The organism is Algoriphagus lutimaris (assembly GCF_017051705.1).
In the GTDB taxonomy this organism is placed as follows: Bacteria; Bacteroidota; Bacteroidia; order Cytophagales; family Cyclobacteriaceae; genus Algoriphagus; species Algoriphagus lutimaris.
Genome location: NZ_JAFIDJ010000001.1, coordinates 1,651,317 through 1,668,457, shown reverse-complemented (window position 1 = coordinate 1,668,457; position 17,141 = coordinate 1,651,317). Strand labels below are relative to the sequence as shown.

The following is a 17,141-nucleotide window of genomic DNA, read 5'->3' as shown; positions in this document are numbered from 1 at the left end:
ACTTTTGGAGGCCCATCAATAAACCATCCAAATCCGTGACCAGATAATTTCTCAATGTATGTGTTAGACTGGATTTTGGGGGCTTCTTCGACTGTTGATTTCTCTAAAAACTGTAAACCATTTATTTGTCCTTCATTCATCCACATTTGTATAAATAAATAGTCCTACCTATTTCTGTCAAAAAGAAAAATAAAACTGCAATCATAAAATAAATAATCCTTTTGCTATCAATCGTTTTTATTGATGCTTGATCTGGAAAAAAGTTATTTTTCTTTTCCAATAATTGGCTTCATTTACATATTTTTCTACTAAGTACGAATCTCTTATTTTTGCTTTTCAACAATAAGGATATAATCAATTTTCGCTGTTGCCCCCATTAGTTGAAAAGTTGGACGAACATTAGGGATTATTGAAACAACTTCTCCATCAAGTTTATTTAAATATTGCTCTAATTTTTCTTGCATGTTTGCACTGTTGACCTCTAGTCTATGTACTCTGTACTTCATATCATATATTTTAGTGGTTAAATTGTTATATGCCATGCGTTTAAGCTAAACTGCGTTTTAATGCAGTTTAGGTCTAGTTGGCATTAGTTTATTTTTGATCATTTCAATTCCAATAGCAATTAAAGAGATTGAATATAGAAGTACTCCTATCAGCCTTACATTGCCTGGCATGAAAACAATTCCGAACATTGGACATCCGAGCATAAACAAGATAACCTTCCACTTTTTAAATGTTCTTTTCTTAATCATGCTGAAACCTAATATCAAAGCGCCTATTGATAGTAAAAGTCCACCGGATAAGTTGGCAGTTTTGAATGTAGAGTTTTGATAAAAGCCCTCATTAAGATTAATGATCTCAGGATTTTGAATTGCTATATCTTTTAGAATAAAGGCTTCAAAAAATAATATAGCAGTGAGTATTGTAACTCCACAAACCGCAGCAAGGTATCCGATAAAATCTATATTCTTTTTAGAGTTGAGAGCTGCAGCAATTGAATTCAATGCAAATATTCCCAGTAATGCGCCTATAAACCCGATTATATTAATCCAGGTCCAGTTACTATCTAATACCCAATTAATATAGGCTTCTTGCATTGGTAAAAAGACAGCAAATAGCGTCCAGAATAGTAGCATTAAAACTGCAGTTGAAATGGGGAACCAGCCTGAACAGTGAGCGTTACTTATCTTACGATTCATCATTTTATATTTTTCAGGTACTGGATATCCAGCTGGTCAAGAATTCTCTCGTCTGACATTCCTGAGCTGTTTGTCATAATTACGCTTCCAAGCCCCAAAGAAGGATAAATTCTTATTTCCGAATAGTAGCCACCACCACCACCTGCATGGCAGTAATAATCACTCTCATTTAAAGTTCCTTTAAACCATCCTAAGGCCATACCCGTATTTTCCCCTTTAGTAGTTTGTTGTTCTGTGAGCATCTCCTTAATTGAGGATTTAGGCATTATTTTACCATTATTCTTTAGCAATTCCTGACAATAGGCTCTTAATGCATCTGGAGCACAAATAATACCACCGTAAGGTGCACCATTATTATAAAATGGATGAAAACCATTCCAATCTTCACCTGCTCGATATATCATAGTGTCCTTATTTAGTAAAAATCCTAAAAGCAGGTTTTGAAGCCAGGTATTTGCATGGTAACCATTGGCATGATTTGTTTCCGGGATGTCAAACCCAATATATTCTTTGGTCGGTAAAAGGCTTAAAATATTTTCGGTAATGTATGCTTGATATTCCTTCCCACTAATTTCTTCGATTAGTCTTCCCAATACAAGATAATTTATGTTGGAATAGGCATACTTTGTGCCTGGGGAGCGCTTTAACTCTAAATGATTTAAGATGATTGTGTCGGAGAATTTGCTGTAATCAAAACTCGTATGCTTATCTGCTAAATGCGTCCATTTAAGTGGTAGTGGATTGGCTATACCTGATTGATGGTTAAGCAAATTTCTGATAGTAACAGGTCTGGAGAATGAATAGGCAGGAATATGTGAACTAATGGTATCGCTAAGCTTGATTTTACCATCGGCTATGAGTTGCATTATTGCAACTGCAGTAAAAGTTTTGGTTACAGAAAAGGCGTGAAAAGAGGTCCGTCTATCAACCGCTGTTTTATCTTCTACATTTTGATATCCGTGTAGCACTTCATTCAATACAGAGTCTGAATCAAAAAGCAGGTAATGAAATGCTGGAGCATGATGTTCTTTCTTTACAATATCTACAGTACTTTCATTCATAGTACATGCTGAAAAAAATAAAATGATTAATCCAGTAATTTCTACTTTCAATTGCTCTTAAATTCTTTCTAATTAATGCCAACGTTGCATATAGGGCTCGATGCGGAAAATCAGCTATGAATTTCCGCGGTAACAGAAAGATAGCAAATTGCAATGGATTCCGTTAAGGAATTCAGCCGCAATGAGCGATGCATGATGTTAGAAAGAGTTTTGTTTATTTAAGAAATAATTAGTTGATGACCTATTTTGCTTCTTTGAATACCAATTCATTATGAATAGGGCTATTAAAATTATTGGAATAACAATTACACTTCCTTCAGGTCCGAACTCTCCTCCTGTTAACCAATCTATATTAGATGTTATAGTTAAATCCATTAGAGTTGCTTTTTTATGTCCACTAGCGGCAAAACCAAAAATTGGACCTTGAAAAAAATTCCAGCCCATATGCATTCCCATCGATAGCCATAACATTTTAGTAGATAGATATCCATAAATTCTTAAGTAGCCAAAGAGTACAATAATTAAAGAAGATAATATTCCTGCATTTGGATTTGCGGCATGAATGATGCCGTATAGCAAGCACGATATAATTATGGCTAGTTTAAATCCCATCCCTTCTATCATATTTTGCAGTATATAACCCCTAAAAACAAGTTCTTCCCAATAACCCACTAAAATATGTTCCAATAAAAGCAAGGATAAGGACCCAATTGAAATTATACTCATAAAATTGACAAAGGTAAAAGAGTCATTAGAAATATTTTGACCATCTCCAAAGTTCAATCCATTGAATTCTACCAAATTAAATGTATATAATAAAACAAAAAATATACTCACCATCAATCCACTTAATAAAAACCCGAAAAAGATATCTTGGATAGTTCTTTTATTTATTATTATACCTAATGAAACCAATGACTTTTTATCCAAATATTTTCTTGATATAAATACTGACGCAGTTGCGCCGAAAGCAAGAATTGCAACGATAATCAAACTATAGTTCTGTAGGAACTCTCTTTTACCTATTTCACCAAATAAGGGCTTTATCAAAAAAATAATTGAAGCGAATCCCCAAAAAAGTAATAGGAAAATGAAGATACGCCAGCCTGCTCGAAGTCTACCTTCTTTTGAATTAGAAAACGGATTTTTCATAATTGAGATGCTTGTTTTTAAATTAGACGATTGAAAATAGAATAAGGTGACAAATCTCAATTTTTGACAACGATTGTGTGTGCGCAACTAGTTTCGCATATATTTTATATAGCTAACTTGTCCAATGGACTTTGAATCTAATTAAACTCTTTGGTAATCATATGTGTATATACCTCGGTGGTTTTAGCACTTTCATGTTCAAATAAGCTTTGAATATCCCTTAGGTCAGTTCCATTTTCCAGTAAATGGGTAGCGTCACGATGACTACTTGGAGAACGTCTTAAGGTATGAGCTGTTTTGCTTTTTTGATTCCAGCCTTTTTAACGGCTCTTTTTTGGATAGCCTGAATACTTCTTTTTGAATATTTAACAGGACGTTACTTGTTTCTTTCTTGTCCTTCAATGATCAAATCCATTTAATGTTTTCTAATTGATTTGAAATAAATCTGAAAGTAATTAATTCAGTATATCGGATCTTGAAATTAAATTACAAGCTGAACTGAATTCTCTGAATTCAGGTTTACCAATCTTAACGCACTATTTCATGGCTAAAAAAGCAGCACGCAAAGTGACCATGGGTCAGGTATTTAAAACCATCATCTGGCCCAGAAGAAAGCATTTATTTTTAGGTCTTTTTTTGATCATTATCAGTAGACTCGCCAGCCTAGTGCTCCCTGGAGCCAGTAAATACCTGATAGATGATGTGATACCCAGTAATGACCTGACCATGCTCAAATGGTTGATTATTGCCGTTGTGACCGCCATCGTGATCCAGTCGGTCACCTCTTATGCTTTGACTCAAATCCTGAGCGTGGAAGCACAAAATCTGATCGCCAAGCTAAGGTCTCAGGTCCAAAGTCACATCATCAAACTTCCTATCCGATTCTTTGATAATACTAAAACTGGAGAATTGGTGTCCAGAATCATGTCGGATGTAGAAGGAGTCAGGAACCTGGTCGGAACGGGCTTTGCCCAAATGGTAGGGGGGATCTTGACGGCGATCATTTCGCTGTTTTTACTGATCAGCATATCTCCTAAAATGACCTTGTTTGTGCTGCTTCCTGTGGTGATTTTCGGTTTGGTGTCCTTAAAAGCCTTTGGAAGGATCCGGCCGATATTCAGGGAAAGAGGAAAGATTAATGCGCAGGTGACCGGAAGGCTCACGGAAACCTTGGGAGGAATACGAGTGATCAAAGGATTTAATGCGGAGCAACAGGAAATTAAAACCTTTGCCAGAGGGGTAGAAGAGCTGTTTTTGAATGTGAAGGCAAGTTTGACGGCTACCAGCTTTGTGACTTCCGCAGGTGCCTTATTGCTTGGGCTAGCTTCTGCAGGGATCATGGGTTTGGGCGGTTATATGATCATGCAAGAGCAATTGACTTTTGGGGATTTCCTGGCTTTTACCCTTTATTTGGGATTTATGATCGCTCCGATTGTTCAGATGTCAAACATAGGAAGTCAGTTGACTGAAGCCTTTGCAGGATTAGATAGAACTGAGGAAATCATGAATACTCCATTGGAGGCTGACGATAACCTGAGAACTTTATCTTTAGCCAAAATTAAAGGAGATATGGTTTTTGACCGAGTTTCTTTTTCTTATGAAGAGGGAAAAGAGGTGGTGAAAGAGGTAAGTTTTGAAGCACCTGCCGGATCTGTGACTGCCTTGGTAGGGACTTCAGGTTCAGGAAAGACTACTATTGCTGGACTGGCAGCCACGTTCTTAACTCCGGACTCTGGAAGTATTTACCTGGATGGAAATGATTTGGCTACAGTGACGCTGGACTCTTTCAGGGCCCAATTGGGCGTGGTATTACAGGATGATTTCCTTTTTGAAGGGACTATTCGGGAAAATATTCTGTTCCCAAGACCTGATGCCTCGGAAGAACGATTGCTTCAGGCGGTTCATGCAGCCCATGTACAGGAATTTACGGATCGTTTTGAAGATGGTTTGGAAACCTTGATAGGAGAACGAGGGGTGAAGCTTTCCGGCGGACAACGACAAAGAATTGCCATTGCGAGAGCCATCTTGGCTGATCCAAGAATATTGATTTTGGACGAGGCTACCTCTAATTTGGATACGGAATCAGAAACTTTGATTCAGGCGAGTTTAAAAGACTTGATGAAGGGAAGAACCACTTTTGTGATTGCACACCGATTGAGCACCATCAGACAAGCCGACCAGATTTTGGTGATCGAACAAGGCAAGATTGTAGAAAGAGGGAAGCACGAAGAATTGATTGCTTTGGAAGGAAGGTATTATCAATTGTATACTTATCAGGCGAGGATATAGGATTTAGGATGTAAGAAGTCAGAAATCAGTTTCCAGTGTTAAGGTCCTAGTATTCAGAACTAAAAGTTAAGAGTAGCACTGCCAACTCCCCCTTTGAAAAGGGGGTAGGGGGATTGATAATTGAAGTGAGAAGTAGGAAGTACGAAATAGGAAATCTGAAATATTGAATACTGATGACTGATGACTGAATACTGACCACTGATTCACATTTCTTTAATCAAAGGGATAATATGTGAAATCTGTTCGGCCTGATAAAAGTTTTCGTGCTCAATTTCATGATGGATCATTTCATGCTTCCAAGTCACATGAAATGGAATATGAATGGCGTGACCCCCAAGTTTCAAGACAGGGAGTATATCTGATTTTAAGCTGTTCCCGATCATCAAAAATTCCGAAGGGGAAATATCCAAATGCTTGATGAGCTTTAGGAAGTCCGCTTCCTTTTTTTCGCTCATGATTTCTATATGATGGAAATAAGCTTCCAAACCTGATTTCTTGAGTTTCCTTTCCTGATCTACCAAGTCGCCTTTGGTGGCCATTACCAGTCTATAATCCGAACTCAGTTCTTTTAGAACCTGCTCTACTTCGGGTAGCATTTCCACTGGTTTACTCATCATTTCTTTTCCAATATCCATGATTCGTTCTATCATGGTTATTGGAATGTTCTTTTCAGATACCCGGATGGCGGTTTCTATCATGGAAAGCATGAAGCCTTTGATGCCATAGCCATAGATGTTAATGTTTTCAATCTCAGTATGATATAATTCCTTTAAAGAGCTGTGTTGAGGCATGAAATCCTCTAACATCTCTGTGAATTTTTCTTCAGCCTCTCGAAAAAATGGCTCATTAACCCAAAGGGTATCATCTGCGTCGAAAGCGATTACTTTAATCATGAAATTTTAAAATTGAGATGTTGTAAAAATTAAAGATTAGGGAATAAAATGATTTGGTTCCTTCTCAAAATAAAGAGCTTCAAAATTCGAATAAACGATTTTTTGTCAAAGTTACGTAATCCGATCACTGACCACTGCGACGGAACACTAATTTCATTTTTCATACTTAAGCCTTCTAAATTTTCATTTAACTTATTTAAGGAAAGGAAGGAATCTGTTTTATGAATTTTGTGATTGCCACGTCGTCGTTCTTCCTCCCTGCCTACCGGAAGGCAGGCTCGCAATGACAGTTCAAAAAAAATCTGCGCAGTGCAACTTCCTCCTGACCAGTGACTCCTGACCACTGACCACTGACCACTGATCACTGACCACTGATCACTGCTCACTACTCAGTGAAATCATCCAATCCAACAACACCTCTCTCCATCCAGAAACAGGACCTTTACCTAATCCAAAGCCGAAGCCATGTCCTCCGGTAGGATAGATGTGCAGAGAAGCAGGAACTCCCTTGGCATGAAGGGCTTTGTAATATAAAAAGCTGTTTTCGATTGGAACCCCTTTGTCATCCTGTGCATGTACCAAGAACGTAGGAGGGGTGTCTTCAGTGACGTTTAGTTCACCCGAAAAACGATCGATCAACTCTTGTGGAGCGTTTTCTCCGATTAAGTTTCTTCTAGAACCTGAATGGGCACTGGCATCCCTGAATGATATAACCGGGTAAGCTAAAATTGAAAAGTCAGGACGTGCAGGTAAGGCATCTATGGCATCTTTTGGCCGATCTACTTCATGGGCATATTGGGTACTTACCGTCGAGGCTAAATGTCCACCAGCAGAGAATCCCAAGACACCGATTTTGTCTGGATCTATTTGCCAGTCGTTTGCATGATGTCTTGCCAGTCGAATAGCTCTTTGTGCGTCGAGTAAGGGAACCTCCTTCCCATCTGTCAGTGATTTGGAATCGGGGAGTCTGTATTTAACGACAATTCCAACTATTCCTTGGGTGTTTAGCCATTTGGCAAAATCCCTTCCTTCCCAGTCATAAGCTAGAATATGGTATCCACCTCCAGGAAAAATGACTACTGCTTGTCCTGTTCGTGATTGCTTACTTGGTAAAAAGACTTCAATCTGAGGAATCTGAACATTTTCAATTCGAATAATTCCTTGCTCCACGGCTTTTTCTTCCAAACCCATATCGGTTTGAAGAGGAGGAGTTCCTTCCCAAAGTGGTAAAACGATTTCTTGAGCATTTACAAATCCATAACCCATAACTACACTGAGTACTAATAATATCTTTTTCATAAGGTTTATTTTAGACTTTAAACTCAAAAATTTTCTCAGTAATCGCCCATCTCCAATTAGCCGGAGTACCTGGGAGATTGGTCTGATATTGTCCAAGGAAGGTCTCCCATTCCTGCACTTTTGGATTGCTCTCATCTAGTTTTGCCTTCTTTTCGAAAGAGAAATCCTTGTCACCCACCAATATCATGGTCAACCTGTTCTGCCAACGGTAAATACTCATTTGCAAGACTCCAGCAACCCGAATACTCTCAATGATTTCTGGAGCCACTGCCTTATGACATGCTACGTAGGCTTGAATGGCTTCTTCTTCATTTTTTAGGTCACAGATCAGCACAAATGTTTGGGTTTTCATTGGGCAGAAGATTTTACTCGAATACTAAACAATCCTACAAATACAAAACAGATTAAAGGCAGAATAAAGGAGAAATTGACCTCAGGTACCCCTAAAATAAGGGTGTCATCGTAACCTGCTCCTCCTATGTCCATAATCATTCCTTGTAGGGTGGGCATGATGGCACCACCTACAATCGCCATTACCAAAAAGGCAGCAGCAAATTTGGAGTCTTCACCAAGACCTTCTAAAGCGATTCCATAAATTGTTGGGAACATCAAGGACATGGCAAAGGAAATCGCCACCAAATTATATAATCCTAACATTCCGGGAAGGAATATGGCTCCAGCTGTAAATAGGATGGCTAATACAGAGAAAATGGCTAGTAACTTTGCCGGAGCAAAAAACTTAAATAAGTAGGTGCAAATCCATCTCCCAATTAAAAATACCACCAATGCCGAATACCCGTAATTCACTGCAGAAGCATTGGAAATCCCTAATACTTCAGCATATTGGTAGATATAGGTCCAAACCATAATCTGAGCACCTACATAAAACATCTGTGCAAAAGTTCCTTCCACAAAATTCCTTTTGGCCAATAACCTTTTCATGGTAGCAGCAAAGTCAATTCGGTTGTTAGCGTCTTTACTTTCGGGCATTTTGGCCAAGGCGATAATGACTAAAATGGCCAAAACCACCAATCCAAGCATCACATAAGGATTTCGTATGACCATCAAATCTGCAGTTCTAATCACGGCCTTAGCAGATTCATCCAAGGTGGTGAAGATGATATTCCCATCCGCATCTGTTTCATTGGATTGGAGGGCATTCAGGATGAATTGCTTGGCTACAAATAAGCCTGCCAAAGCTCCCATAGGGTTAAAGGCCTGGGCTAAGTTCAATCGTTGGGTAGCGGTGGCTTCTGGTCCCATTGCCAAAATATAGGGGTTGGCAGTGGTCTCTAAAAAAGCCAAGCCAAAGGTCAAGATGTATAAGGAGGCTAAGAAGAAACCATAACTTTCCCAAGCTGCTGCTGGGTAAAATAGGAGGGCTCCGAATCCATACAGACCTAGTCCAAGTAGAATTCCTGTTTTGTAGGAGTATTTTTTAATGAAAAAGGCAGCAGGAAGGGCCATGGTAAAGTAGCCTCCATAAAATGCCATTTGCACCCAAGATGCCTGGGTGTTATTCAATTCCAATACTCTTTTAAATGCAGCCACCATGGGATTGGTGATGTCATTGGCAAACCCCCACAAGGCAAAGAGGGAGGTAATCAGAATGAATGGAAGAATTAAATTTTTGGGGACAAGAGCAGGTTTTTGGGTTGGGTTGTTCATTAAAGAGATCGATCAAGGTGCGTATATCCTCCATCCACAAACAGATGTTGTCCTGTTATGTGGGAGGCTTTGTCAGAAAGTAAGAAAATGCTCATGGCAGCGATTTCCTCCGGTGTAGTCATTCTATTTCCTAAAGGAATATTTTTAGTAATGTCCGCAAGCTTCTGTTCTGGATTATCGAAAGTTTGAATCCAGTTTTGATAAAGGGGAGTATAAACTTCAGCAGGAATTACCGCATTGACTCTGATTTTATATTTCAATAATTCCACTGCCCATTCTCGGGTCAGGGACAATTGCGCTCCTTTGGCAGCGGTATAACCGGAAGTTCCTCCCTGGCCTGTTACCGCAGTCTTACTACTGATATTCACAATGGCTCCTTGCGTTTTTTTCAGATGAGGAAGCGCATAATGGGCCATTTGGTAATAGTGGAATAGGTTTTTGGAAACTGAGTTGGCAAATGCCTTTGGAGAACCATTTTCTAAGCCCACGCTATCGTTGGCGCCGGCATTATTGACCAGGCCGTCTATCCTTCCAAACTTCTCAATCGTCAACTTTACTGCCTTTTCGGCATCACTAGCCTCCTGAAGTCTGATGGGAATTTGAAGGGCTTTCATGGGGGCTCGTTCTAAAATCAACTCTCCTTCTTCAATGGAAGGGTCAATAATAATCGGGATCGCTCCTTCATCAATCAAACCATTGGAAATTGCTCCTCCAATTCCTTTGGCACCTCCACTGATGATGATGACTTTATCTTTAAGATTTAAATCCATTTTGGGTTTTATTAATCTATATTATTCTTTTATCCCGTAAAAATCTACTGCATTTTCACCCATAATTAATTTTTTCTCAGAAGGTGAAAGCTTGTCGGTAAAACGATCTACCAATTCAAATACTTGTTCATATTCTGCAGCGACCAAACAAACTGGCCAGTCAGAACCAAACATCAATCTCTTGGGACCAAAAGTCTCCAAAACAATCTCCATATAGTTTTCAAAATCATTGGGTTTCCATGCTTTCCAGTCCGCCTCGGTGACCATACCAGATAGTTTGCAGGAAACATATTCCCGCTCTGCGATAGGGGACAGTTCCTTTTTCCATTCTCTCCAGATTCCCAGCTTAATATTAGGTTTAGCCAGATGGTCAATGACAAATGGTTGCTCTGGACTTCGTTTCAAAAATTGCAGGGTGGCTTCCAGTTGATTAGGAAAGATTAGAATATCATAAGTATATCCTCGCTTTCCTATTTTCTCAATACCACGGATATACTCTTTTCTAAGCATGTATTCCACCGGCTTGTCTTGTAAAACTTCCCGGTATCCTTTAAGCTTTTTGTGTTTGGAAAACTGATCAAGATCCTTGTCCAAGGCATCACTACCTAAATCAGCCCAACCTACCACTGCTTTTATTTCTTTGAACTTTTCTGCTAAATCAATTAAAAATGCGGTTTCATAAAAACTTTCATCAGCCTGAACAGCCACACAGCCATCAAGCTGATGTTGGGAAAGTAGAGGAATCAGGTCCTCTGGAAGAAAATTCTTCTGGATGACCTTCATATCATCATTGATCCACTGATGTTTTTGTGGATTATACTTCCAGAAATGCTGGTGAGCATCTATTCTCATGCTTCCGGATCATTGACTGCCACTTGCCTGGAAACGCCCAATCCATCGATTCCTAGCTCTACTACATCTCCTTCAGCCAAATACCTTGGTGGGTCAAATCCTAGACCTACCCCTGCAGGAGTTCCGGTAGAGATCACATCTCCAGGCAATAAAGTCATGTATTGACTTAGGTGTTCGATAAGGGTTGGAATATCAAATACCAAGTCAGAAGTATTGCTGTCCTGAATCGTTTCTCCATTAAGTTTCAACCAAAGTCTCAAATTATGAGGATCGGGAATCTCAGTTTTGGTAGCCATAAAAGGACCTAGAGGAGCAAAATTGTCTGCACTTTTTCCTTTTACCCATTGTCCACCGTGTCGAAGCTGAAAATCTCTTTCACTGACATCATTATGTAAGCAATAACCTGCTACATAATCCATTGCATTTTCCTTGCTGACATATTTGGCTCTTTTTCCAATCACTACCGCCAATTCAACTTCCCAGTCAGTAGCAACCGAATTTTTTGGAATATAAATTGGATCAAATGGTCCGCATAGGGAAGAAGTAGCTTTCATAAAGATGATTGGTATTTCGGGAACCGGCATACCTGATTCAATGGCATGTTTCCTGTAGTTTAATCCAATGCAAACAATTTTGGAAGGTCTGGCAACAGGAGAGGCAATTCTACTACCTTCTGGGATTTTATTTAAGGTATCGAGGTTTGCTTCTAACCAAGCGTCCAATCTATCGAGCCCATTTTCGGCAAAGAATTGCTCGTTCCAATCTTCAAGGAAGCCAGAACAATCTAGGTAGTTTCCTTCTTCATCTATAATTCCTGGCTTTTCTTGACCAGCTTCTCCAAATCGTATCAGTTTCATAATCTAGTGTCTAGAATTTTGTATATGGTATTTTGAATTGAGTGTGTAGAATTAGTATCAAGATTTAGGATAATGAACGAATGCCATTTAATCGGTTGGTTAATAGTCTATATTCCTAAATCAAGAATGTAAATCAATTTATTTTACATTTTAAGTCCTAAAAACCCTCCGTCAATTGGGATATTGGTACCTGTAATAAAGCTACCGGCATCGGAACTCACAAAATAGGCTAGGTTGGCAATTTCTTCTGGAGTAGCCATTCTTCCTATTGGTTGGGTTGCAGAAAGTTTTTCAAACATTTCTTTTTCCTGACCCGGATAGTTTTTAGCTAAAAATCCATCCACAAAAGGAGTATGGACTCTTCCTGGAGATAAGCAATTGCATCTAATACCATCCGCTACATAATCTCGGGCAATACTTAAAGTCATGGAATAAGCGGCTCCTTTAGTCATGGAATAGGCGAATCGGTCCGGAATCCCGATAGTAGCAGCAACAGAAGCCATGTTTAAAATAGACCCACCACCATTTTCTTTCAACTTAGGTAAGGCCGCTTTGGTACAGTTAAACATGCCCTTTACATTGACTTGAAATACTTTGTCAAAGTCTTCTTCCGAGGTGTTTTCAACTTTTCCAATATGGGAAATTCCAGCATTATTGATGAGCACATCGATTTTTCCAGGAATGCTTTTAATCGCATTGTCGGTTTCTGAGAAGGATGCTAAGTTACATTTGATAAATGTGGTAGTTTTTCCCTCGGCAGTAAGTTCTTTACTGATGGCTTCTCCAGCTTCGTTGAGATCCAAGAAATACACGGAACTTCCCTCCGAAGCAAATTTTTTCACCATTGCCAATCCTATACCACTGGCTCCTCCGGTTATTACTATGGTTTTATTTTTCATGATTTTTATAAAAAAAAATTAAGATAATGTCGCTTTTAACCAACCGCAATAACTTTTGATTTTAAGCTACAGTTTTACTGTTTCACCGGTCTTTACTGATTCATCGCAAGCAAAAGCGATCTTTAAACTGTTCAGGGCATCATCCAAATGATCATCCAAATTAAGGTCATCCCTAATAGATTTCAAAAAGAAAGACTGCTCTCGGTTACAAAGCTCTTGATGCCCAGGTTCATCCTTCATATCAATCCATTCATCTTTTTTAATAAACTTGTTTTCTGTATTGATGTCGGCATGGTGGACCCGAATGGATTCTGTTTTGGTATGGCTATCTACATCATCAGATTTCCCAGATGATCCCGCTTCTTTGGCAGTAATAGAAACCGATCCTTTAGGACCAAAAACATCTTTGACAAAGAAAGCTGTTTCGCTGACCATAGGACCCCAACCTGCTTCATACCATCCAACAGAACCATCTTCAAAGCGGATTTGTAGTTGACCATAATTGTAATTGTCAGTGGCAATGGCATCGGTTAAGCGGGCACCGATTGCGGATACAGATATTGGCTTAGAACGGGTCATTTGGCACATTACATCAATGTAATGCACTCCACAATCCACAATGGGACTTAGGCTTTTCATGAGGTTTTTGTGGACCTCCCACATATAGCCTTGGCTTTGCTGATTCAGGTTCATACGCATCACCAAGGGTTTTCCCATTTTTTGGGCTTCTTCTATAAATCTAATCCAGGAAGGATGATGTCTCAAGATATATCCTACCACCACCTTTTTGTTCTTTTCCTTTGCTTTGGCAATGATCTTTTCACAACCCAATACAGTATCTGCTAATGGTTTTTCAATAAAAACATGGCAATCAGCTTCCAAAGCAGCCAAAGCAAATTCTTCATGGGTGTCAGGATAGGTGCTGATGCAAACAGCATCTGGCGAAGTTTTTTCCAATGCAGATTCAAAATCTTCAAAGAGAGGATATGCTGCTTGCAATTTTTGATTGAGCTTTTCTTTACTGCTTCCTCTGGCGACCAATCCGCAAATTTCAAACTCAGGAAATTGGTGATAGGCGGCGGCATGAGAAGCTCCCATGTTTCCGCATCCTACCACTAATATTTTTATGGGTTTCATGGATTTGAATTTTTAAGTTTTTCGATTTTTGAGGGAGAGAAGTATTTGATTTTAATTTTCATGGTAACCGGCTTCAATGGTTCATCTTTGTCATCGGTATCTAGATGTGCGATGGTTTCCACTACATCCATACCTTGAACTACCTGACCGAATACCGTGTAATCTCCATCTAGTCGATGGACTCCTTCCGGATTTTGAATAATGTAAAATTGACAACGAGCACTGATTTTTTCTGGATTTCCATCTCTTCCTGAACCAACAGCACCATAAACATGAGTAAGTTCTGGAGTGATTTCCGGAGCTAGTAAATATTCTGGATCATTAAACCCTTCTTCAGTATCTGGGCATCCCCCTTGATTGACAAAATTTGGAATAACCCGATTGAAAGTGAGTGTGTCCCAATAGCCTGCGCTTGCCAATTCTATGAAACTATCACGATGGTTAGGAGTTTGATCTGCAAGGGAAATTAAAATTTTCCCATAGGGAGTCTTAATCTCTCCTAAAGGTACCTTCTTTGAGGATTGACTAAAAGATAAGGAACAAACAATACAAACTAATAGTAAAGTCAAAAGGCAGTGTTGATTTTTAATGAACATTTCAAGATGAAAATTAAGCGTTGCAATAAATCTAGATATGAAAATGGGGCATTTTGATCTGTTTTCAATGTTTTAACTAATATAATTCCTGCTTTGGATAACCAAAAGTTAATGCTAGACAATGAGTTGGAAAGAATTTTAGCCTTAAGCAACTTGGATTTAGATTATTACGATGCCAAGCATGGGATTGAATGGCTGGCTGAAATGGCTGCATCTGTGGCCGGTACCCAAGTTTCGTTGGTTAATTTGATAGATTCCTATACTCAATGGAGTATTGCCTCTGTGGGTATGGAATTAACTCAAATGCCTAGAGAAGATTCCGTATGCCAATATACACTTGGAAATGAGGAAGGTGAATTTTTCGAAGTTGATGATTTAAGATTAGATGAGCGCTTCAAAGAAAAGAAGTATGTTACAGAGAACCCAAATCTGACTTATTATCTGGGAGTTCCTCTGAAAACTTCGGAAGGGTATAACCTCGGATCACTTTGTGTGATGGATGTCGAGTTGAAGCAGGTTAGTCAGGAAAAAAGAGAACTGCTTAAAATGATCGCTAGGCAAATTGTTGATCGTTTGAAAGTGAATAGCAAGATTCAAGATTTGGAAGTTCAAATTGGGGGACTACACCAAAGTCAAAGAAAGCTTGCCCATGATATTCGAGGACCATTGGGTGGAATTATGGGGCTTGCTGAAATAATCATAAGCCAAGGGAGAGGTAATGATCCAGAGGAAGTGTTGGAATACATGGGATTGATAGAAAAGAGTAGTAAATCCATGATGGATCTTGCTGATGAAATTTTGGAACAGCACAATGATACTTCCCAACGCCGGTCCACGGTACTCGAAGATTATCAACTTAATCTAAAATCCTTTCGAACGAAAATTTTGGACATGTTCACTCCTCAGGCAATTCTTAAAGAAATTGACCTTCAGGTAATTTTGAATGAAGAAAATCAATATGTGCCTTTCCCAAAGGCTAAATTGATGCAAATTGTCGGGAACTTAGTTTCAAACTCAATTAAATTCACTCCCTCCAGTGGTTCTATATGCATCTTATTGGATTTAAAACTAGAGTCTAATAAAATGATGTTGGAAATAAAAGTGAGGGATTCCGGCATGGGCATGTCTCAGGAAAAGATTATTCAGTTACTTTCTAATGAAGTAGTCACCGAACTGGGAACTTCTGGAGAGAAAGGTTTTGGTTTTGGAGTGAATATGGTTAGAAAGTTGGTGAAATATCTACATGGAGAAATGTCCATTCAATCTGAAGTAGGAAAAGGGACTGAGTTTACAATTAAAATCAGTTTTAATTAACCGAGTTTGATTCCAGGCTTTTCCTTTGATTATTGACTGGATTGGCATACATGGCAAGGAAATTTTTAACCATCAATGTATTCTTGGTATCTACCTTTTCAACCAACCTTTTTTCAAATGCATTTTTTTCCTCCGGAGTATAAAAAGAAAGGTACTCTTCATCTCCGTATAAGAGATCATGGGCAATGTAGTTACTTGGCCAAAGTTTATACCCAGACCAAATTTTTTGATCTATCACCGCCGCTAACTGGGAAAGCTTTTCACCTAAGTTGAGATCAGTTTTTGAAATTTCGGCAATCTCCTGGTCTAAAATACCATTGACTTGAATGTGAATTCTCTTTTTGGTACCCATGATTCCTCTTAAAAGATTTAAGAAGTCCTCATTTTCGCTCTTTATATATTTTTCATCTCTTGACTTTGCCAGCAGCTCAGGCATTTTCAAAATGTCTGTTGGATCGTATTCGTAGGATATTGAGATCGGAACAACTTTGATTTTTTCGAAGTAGGCAAAAGGGTCATTACCATCTTCGGCTAAGGTGAGCATTTTCAATACACCTCGGTGGGTAGCATCATTTCCATCCTTGGTTCTTCCTTCTCTTTGTGCGGTCCAAACAGACCTGTTTTCATGAACCAATGACTTTTTAATATATGCAGAGGCCAATTGAGAACTTTCCAGTAAAGCTCTTCCTTGAAGTCCTCTTTTGATAGCAAAATTTCTATTGAGTCTAGAAAGCGTATGCAAGAATTTCTTTTTGATCAAATTGTCTCCAATAGCTGAAGTAGTTAAGACCAACCCATTCTCGTAAAGACAGGCATTAAGTAAAGAGGTGTCGAGAATAATGTCCCGGTGGTTGGAAATAAATAAATATGCCGTATTGGGTTCCAATTGCTCGAAACCACCGATACTAAGCCCATCAGAACTTTTTTCAAGCACTTTTTTTACTCCAGGGTAAATAAAGTTGATTTGAAAATCCCTTAAAGAATGGGTATGTAACATCAGGTCTTTCCAATGTTCTTTTGAATCTGAAGGAAAGGTGAAATTCATCATGGCCTCCAGCATGGGATCATCCACTATTTCTCGAATGGCAGCATTGGCTTCTGCATCGTAAAATGGCCTGATAGAATCAAAATTTGACATAGTACAAGGGCGAG

Annotated in this window: 18 protein-coding genes; 2 read left to right on the top strand and 16 right to left on the bottom strand. The window is 38.9% G+C overall.

All coding sequences use genetic code 11. The features are described 5' to 3' along the window. Positions 1-323 precede the first annotated feature (323 nt). From JYB62_RS06805 to JYB62_RS19840, 5 genes are all read right to left on the bottom strand, one after another. The gene (locus tag JYB62_RS06805; protein WP_205644656.1) at positions 324-506 is read right to left on the bottom strand and encodes a hypothetical protein; all 183 of its coding nucleotides are present in this window, start codon (positions 504-506) and stop codon (positions 324-326) included. Between the two features lie 57 nt (positions 507-563). After that, on the bottom strand, positions 564-1,202 hold the full coding sequence (locus JYB62_RS06800; protein WP_205644655.1) for a hypothetical protein: 639 nt from the start codon (positions 1,200-1,202) through the stop codon (positions 564-566). Continuing rightward, positions 1,202-2,314 (bottom strand): serine hydrolase domain-containing protein, encoded by a 1,113-nt coding sequence (locus tag JYB62_RS06795; RefSeq protein WP_205644654.1) that lies wholly within the window; start codon positions 2,312-2,314, stop codon positions 1,202-1,204. The genes JYB62_RS06800 and JYB62_RS06795 overlap by 1 nt, the downstream gene beginning before the upstream one ends. 147 nt (positions 2,315-2,461) lie before the next feature. Continuing rightward, complete coding sequence (locus JYB62_RS06790) at positions 2,462-3,415, bottom strand: CPBP family intramembrane glutamic endopeptidase (RefSeq protein WP_205644653.1); 954 nt, start codon at positions 3,413-3,415, stop codon at positions 2,462-2,464. A gap of 137 nt (positions 3,416-3,552) precedes the next feature. Then, positions 3,553-3,657, bottom strand: a complete 105-nt coding sequence (locus tag JYB62_RS19840; protein ID WP_243431527.1) for a hypothetical protein — start codon at positions 3,655-3,657, stop codon at positions 3,553-3,555. Positions 3,658-3,958: 301 nt separating this feature from the next. On the opposite strand from JYB62_RS19840, the gene JYB62_RS06780 reads away from it, so the two are divergent. Continuing rightward, positions 3,959-5,704 (top strand): ABC transporter ATP-binding protein, encoded by a 1,746-nt coding sequence (locus JYB62_RS06780; protein WP_074223607.1) that lies wholly within the window; start codon positions 3,959-3,961, stop codon positions 5,702-5,704. A gap of 203 nt (positions 5,705-5,907) precedes the next feature. On the opposite strand, the gene JYB62_RS06775 is transcribed toward JYB62_RS06780, so the two are convergent. The 10 genes from JYB62_RS06775 to JYB62_RS06730 form a co-directional block, all read right to left on the bottom strand. Beyond that, positions 5,908-6,597 carry an HAD family hydrolase gene (locus JYB62_RS06775; RefSeq protein ID WP_205644652.1) on the bottom strand — a complete coding sequence of 230 codons (690 nt, stop codon included), beginning with the start codon at positions 6,595-6,597 and terminating at the stop codon, positions 5,908-5,910. Positions 6,598-6,972: 375 nt separating this feature from the next. After that, the gene (locus JYB62_RS06770) at positions 6,973-7,896 is read right to left on the bottom strand and encodes an alpha/beta hydrolase (protein ID WP_205644651.1); all 924 of its coding nucleotides are present in this window, start codon (positions 7,894-7,896) and stop codon (positions 6,973-6,975) included. A gap of 10 nt (positions 7,897-7,906) precedes the next feature. Further along, positions 7,907-8,248: an L-rhamnose mutarotase gene (locus tag JYB62_RS06765; RefSeq protein ID WP_205644650.1), complete on the bottom strand. Its 342-nt coding sequence runs from the start codon at positions 8,246-8,248 to the stop codon at positions 7,907-7,909. Beyond that, positions 8,245-9,564: an L-fucose:H+ symporter permease gene (fucP, locus tag JYB62_RS06760; RefSeq protein ID WP_205644649.1), complete on the bottom strand. Its 1,320-nt coding sequence runs from the start codon at positions 9,562-9,564 to the stop codon at positions 8,245-8,247. Before fucP ends, JYB62_RS06765 begins: the two co-directional genes overlap by 4 nt. Continuing rightward, positions 9,564-10,334 (bottom strand): L-fucose dehydrogenase, encoded by a 771-nt coding sequence (locus tag JYB62_RS06755; RefSeq protein WP_205644648.1) that lies wholly within the window; start codon positions 10,332-10,334, stop codon positions 9,564-9,566. Before JYB62_RS06755 ends, fucP begins: the two co-directional genes overlap by 1 nt. A 21-nt stretch (positions 10,335-10,355) precedes the next feature. After that, positions 10,356-11,186, bottom strand: a complete 831-nt coding sequence (locus JYB62_RS06750) for an amidohydrolase family protein (protein ID WP_205644647.1) — start codon at positions 11,184-11,186, stop codon at positions 10,356-10,358. Continuing rightward, positions 11,183-12,043, bottom strand: coding sequence for a fumarylacetoacetate hydrolase family protein (locus JYB62_RS06745; protein WP_205644646.1), 861 nt, complete (start codon positions 12,041-12,043; stop codon positions 11,183-11,185). The genes JYB62_RS06750 and JYB62_RS06745 overlap by 4 nt, the downstream gene beginning before the upstream one ends. Before the next feature lie 143 nt (positions 12,044-12,186). After that, on the bottom strand, positions 12,187-12,942 hold the full coding sequence (locus tag JYB62_RS06740) for an SDR family NAD(P)-dependent oxidoreductase (RefSeq protein ID WP_205644645.1): 756 nt from the start codon (positions 12,940-12,942) through the stop codon (positions 12,187-12,189). A gap of 66 nt (positions 12,943-13,008) precedes the next feature. Next, positions 13,009-14,079, bottom strand: coding sequence for a Gfo/Idh/MocA family protein (locus JYB62_RS06735; RefSeq protein WP_205644644.1), 1,071 nt, complete (start codon positions 14,077-14,079; stop codon positions 13,009-13,011). Further along, a complete protein-coding gene (locus JYB62_RS06730) occupies positions 14,076-14,648 on the bottom strand; it encodes a peptidylprolyl isomerase (protein WP_243431455.1) in 573 nt (190 codons plus the stop codon). The genes JYB62_RS06735 and JYB62_RS06730 overlap by 4 nt, the downstream gene beginning before the upstream one ends. Before the next feature lie 138 nt (positions 14,649-14,786). Here JYB62_RS06730 and JYB62_RS06725 point away from each other — a divergent pair, with 138 nt between their 5' ends. Beyond that, positions 14,787-15,989 carry a GAF domain-containing sensor histidine kinase gene (locus JYB62_RS06725; RefSeq protein WP_205644642.1) on the top strand — a complete coding sequence of 401 codons (1,203 nt, stop codon included), beginning with the start codon at positions 14,787-14,789 and terminating at the stop codon, positions 15,987-15,989. Here JYB62_RS06725 and JYB62_RS06720 read toward each other — a convergent pair. Continuing rightward, on the bottom strand, positions 15,982-17,127 hold the full coding sequence (locus JYB62_RS06720) for a 1-acyl-sn-glycerol-3-phosphate acyltransferase (protein ID WP_205644641.1): 1,146 nt from the start codon (positions 17,125-17,127) through the stop codon (positions 15,982-15,984). The two genes, JYB62_RS06725 and JYB62_RS06720, sit on opposite strands and share 8 nt — an antisense overlap. Between the last annotated feature and the right edge of the window lie 14 nt (positions 17,128-17,141).

What these genes read in the sequence shown, in the direction of transcription:
- JYB62_RS06735 (WP_205644644.1), bottom strand. Translation starts at nt 14,079, where the DNA reads ATGAAACCCATAAAAATATTAGTGGTAGGATGCGGAAACATGGGAGCT.
- JYB62_RS06800 (WP_205644655.1), bottom strand. Translation starts at nt 1,202, where the DNA reads ATGAATCGTAAGATAAGTAACGCTCACTGTTCAGGCTGGTTCCCCATT.
- JYB62_RS06745 (WP_205644646.1), bottom strand. Translation starts at nt 12,043, where the DNA reads ATGAAACTGATACGATTTGGAGAAGCTGGTCAAGAAAAGCCAGGAATT.
- fucP (WP_205644649.1), bottom strand. Translation starts at nt 9,564, where the DNA reads ATGAACAACCCAACCCAAAAACCTGCTCTTGTCCCCAAAAATTTAATT.
- JYB62_RS06720 (WP_205644641.1), bottom strand. Translation starts at nt 17,127, where the DNA reads ATGTCAAATTTTGATTCTATCAGGCCATTTTACGATGCAGAAGCCAAT.
- JYB62_RS06805 (WP_205644656.1), bottom strand. Translation starts at nt 506, where the DNA reads ATGAAGTACAGAGTACATAGACTAGAGGTCAACAGTGCAAACATGCAA.
- JYB62_RS06725 (WP_205644642.1), top strand. Translation starts at nt 14,787, where the DNA reads ATGCTAGACAATGAGTTGGAAAGAATTTTAGCCTTAAGCAACTTGGAT.
- JYB62_RS06740 (WP_205644645.1), bottom strand. Translation starts at nt 12,942, where the DNA reads ATGAAAAATAAAACCATAGTAATAACCGGAGGAGCCAGTGGTATAGGA.
- JYB62_RS06770 (WP_205644651.1), bottom strand. Translation starts at nt 7,896, where the DNA reads ATGAAAAAGATATTATTAGTACTCAGTGTAGTTATGGGTTATGGATTT.
- JYB62_RS06790 (WP_205644653.1), bottom strand. Translation starts at nt 3,415, where the DNA reads ATGAAAAATCCGTTTTCTAATTCAAAAGAAGGTAGACTTCGAGCAGGC.
- JYB62_RS06755 (WP_205644648.1), bottom strand. Translation starts at nt 10,334, where the DNA reads ATGGATTTAAATCTTAAAGATAAAGTCATCATCATCAGTGGAGGTGCC.
- JYB62_RS06780 (WP_074223607.1), top strand. Translation starts at nt 3,959, where the DNA reads ATGGCTAAAAAAGCAGCACGCAAAGTGACCATGGGTCAGGTATTTAAA.
- JYB62_RS06765 (WP_205644650.1), bottom strand. Translation starts at nt 8,248, where the DNA reads ATGAAAACCCAAACATTTGTGCTGATCTGTGACCTAAAAAATGAAGAA.
- JYB62_RS06750 (WP_205644647.1), bottom strand. Translation starts at nt 11,186, where the DNA reads ATGAGAATAGATGCTCACCAGCATTTCTGGAAGTATAATCCACAAAAA.
- JYB62_RS06775 (WP_205644652.1), bottom strand. Translation starts at nt 6,597, where the DNA reads ATGATTAAAGTAATCGCTTTCGACGCAGATGATACCCTTTGGGTTAAT.